The sequence below is a fragment of the Streptomyces sp. URMC 126 genome (assembly GCF_051386555.1).
In the GTDB taxonomy this organism is placed as follows: domain Bacteria; phylum Actinomycetota; class Actinomycetes; order Streptomycetales; family Streptomycetaceae; genus Streptomyces.
The window spans coordinates 1-2,560 of record NZ_JBPQTX010000543.1 but is presented as its reverse complement, the minus strand read 5'-3'; the positions used below and the strand labels follow the sequence as shown (position 1 = coordinate 2,560).

At 74.0% G+C, this 2,560-nt stretch carries 2 protein-coding genes; both read left to right on the top strand.

All coding sequences use genetic code 11. The features are described 5' to 3' along the window. Positions 1-40: 40 nt before the first annotated feature. Positions 41-1,297 carry an ATP-binding protein gene (locus tag ACSNOK_RS32510; RefSeq protein ID WP_436784384.1) on the top strand — a complete coding sequence of 419 codons (1,257 nt, stop codon included), beginning with the start codon at positions 41-43 and terminating at the stop codon, positions 1,295-1,297. Then, entirely contained in the window at positions 1,294-2,382 is a 1,089-nt protein-coding gene (locus tag ACSNOK_RS32505) for a tetratricopeptide repeat protein (RefSeq protein WP_436784383.1), read from the top strand. The genes ACSNOK_RS32510 and ACSNOK_RS32505 overlap by 4 nt, the downstream gene beginning before the upstream one ends. Positions 2,383-2,560 lie beyond the last annotated feature (178 nt).

Here is a 2,560-nt window from a genome sequence, read left to right as displayed (position 1 = left end):
CACCAGTGCCCCCGCCGTCCCCAAAACCCCCGAGTCCCCCCTGATAGGCAGCCTGCGCGCAGCCGTCGCCGCGGCCCCCGGCGACGTGCCCCTGCGGCTGCATCTCGCCGGGCTGCTGCTCGACGCCGGGCACGGTGACGCGGCCGTGGCGGAGGCGGCTGTGGCGCTCAGCCACGCGCCAGGCGATCCGCAGGCGCGGGCCCTGATGGCGCGGGCCATGGGAGGGCCCGAGCCTTCGGTGCCCGCCGGGCGGCCGGCGGCCCCCGCCGAGCAGGGCGGCGGATTCGACTGGGCGTCCGTCGAGCAGGAGGTCGGGGAGGTCATCCCGCCCCGGTTCGCCGCGAGCCCCGAGGCGGAAGAGGCGCGGCCCGCCGCGGGCGGCGGCGGGACCGCCGGAGGCGTGAGCGCGTACGACGTGGACGCGCCCGACGCGCCCGGCTCGGTGCGGCTCGCGGACGTCGGCGGGATGCGGGAGGTCAAGGACCGGCTGGAGGCCGCCTTCCTCGCGCCCATGCGCAACCCGGAACTGCGCAGGCTGTACGGCAAGAGCCTGCGCGGCGGGCTGCTCCTGTACGGGCCGCCCGGTTGCGGCAAGACGTTCATCGCCCGGGCCGTCGCCGGGGAGCTCGGCGCGAACTTCCTCTCCGTCTCGGTCAGTGACGTACTCGACATGTGGGTCGGCAACTCCGAACGCAACATGCACGAGGTATTCGAGACCGCACGCAGGCAGGCGCCGTGCGTCGTCTTCCTCGACGAGCTGGACGCGCTCGGCGCCAAGCGCAGCCGCACCCAGCACAACGGCATGCGCAACACCGTCAACCAGCTCCTCATCGAGCTGGACGGCGTCGGCGACGTCAACGACGGGGTGTTCGTGCTCGCCGCGACCAACGTTCCCTGGGACGTCGACATCGCACTGCGCCGCCCCGGCCGCCTCGACCGCACCCTGCTCGTACTGCCGCCCGACGGCCCGGCCCGCGACGCGATCCTCCGCTACCACCTGCGCGAACGTCCCATCGAATCGGTCGACTTGGGCAAGCTCGTCAAGGTCACCGACGGCTTCTCCGGCGCCGACCTCGCGCACGTCTGCGAGAGCGCGGCCGAGTCGGCGCTCCTCGACTCCGCCCGTACCGGCACCGTACGCATGATCAACACAGCGGACCTGCTGGGCGCCGCGAAAGCGATCCGGCCGTCCACCGAACCGTGGTTCGCCGCCGCCCGCAACGTGGCGATGTTCGCCAACGAAGGCGGTGTGTACGACGAGTTGCTCGCCTACCTGAAGAAGGCCCGCAAGCTGTGACCACACCGCACCCGCTCGTCGACCAGGCGGCCGCCCTGCTGGACCTCGGCCGCCTCGACGAGGCCCGCACGCTGCTGGCCCGACGGCTCGCCGAGGACCCGGCCGACGTATACGGCTGGGTCTACCTCGCCCAATGCCACAAGATGCCCGAGGAGTACGAGGAGGCGCTCGCCGCCACCGGCGAAGCACTGGCCCTCGCGCCGGAGCAGTACGACGCCCACTTCATCCGCGCCCACGCCCTGCGGCGGCTCGGCCGGCCGGACGAGGCGCTCGCCGAGGCCCACGAGACGATCCGCATAGACCCGCGGGGCTGGCAGGGGTTCGCGGCCCTCTCGGAGGCCCTGGGCGCATGGCAGCCGCGCCGGCCCGAGGCGTTCGACGCTGCGGTGACCGCCGTCGAGCTCGACCCGGATTCCATCGGCGCGCGGTACGCGCTGTGGAAGGCCGCACTGCTGAACGGCCGCGCGGATGTGACGCGGCAGGCCGTGGACGAGATCCTGCGCATCGACCCGCACAACGCCTGGGCGCTCGCGGAGCGGGCCGACTACGCCGCCGCGGAAGCCGCCGCGCCGCCGCTGACCGGCGCGGGCGCCAAGCTGCGCGCCGCCGCCGACGCGTACGTCACCGCGCTCGCCGCCGACCCCCAGGCCGACGAGCTGCGCCGGGACCTGGACGGGACACTGTTCCGGATACTGCGCGGCACCCGCTGGCTCGCGCTGCTCTGCCTGGTGATCGCGCTCCAAGCCGGACGGATCTTCCCGACCGGCGACGACCCCACGTCCCTGCCGAGCCCGCTCGGCAGCCGCCTCTACGCGCTCGTCCTGATGGCCGCCGTCTGGGGCTTCGGCGCCTGGCGCCGCTACCGCCGCATGCGGGTCGGAGTGCGGTTGAGCATGTGGTCGCTGATCCGGCGGTACGGCTGGGCGCGGCTGGTCATCGGGCAGGCGGTGTGGTGCACGCTCGTGGCCGTGGTCACAGTGACCGTGCCATGGTCCGAACGGCTCGTCCCGCAGGTGTTGTTCTGGGTGTCGCTGGTGCCGACCCTGCTCACCATGTGGATTGAACGTGCGCTGCTCCGCACCTGAGCGCGCGACCGGACCGGACACCGCCCGAGGCCAGGCCGTACACGCCGGCCGCCGCCACCCCGGCCAAGACGACAAGAGCCCGCGCGGCGGCGAAGCGACCGCCCATCCACCTGCCCGACCGCCTTGCACGGTCCACCACCCGGGCGCGGGGGCGCCGGTACGACGCCGCCCGCCCGGG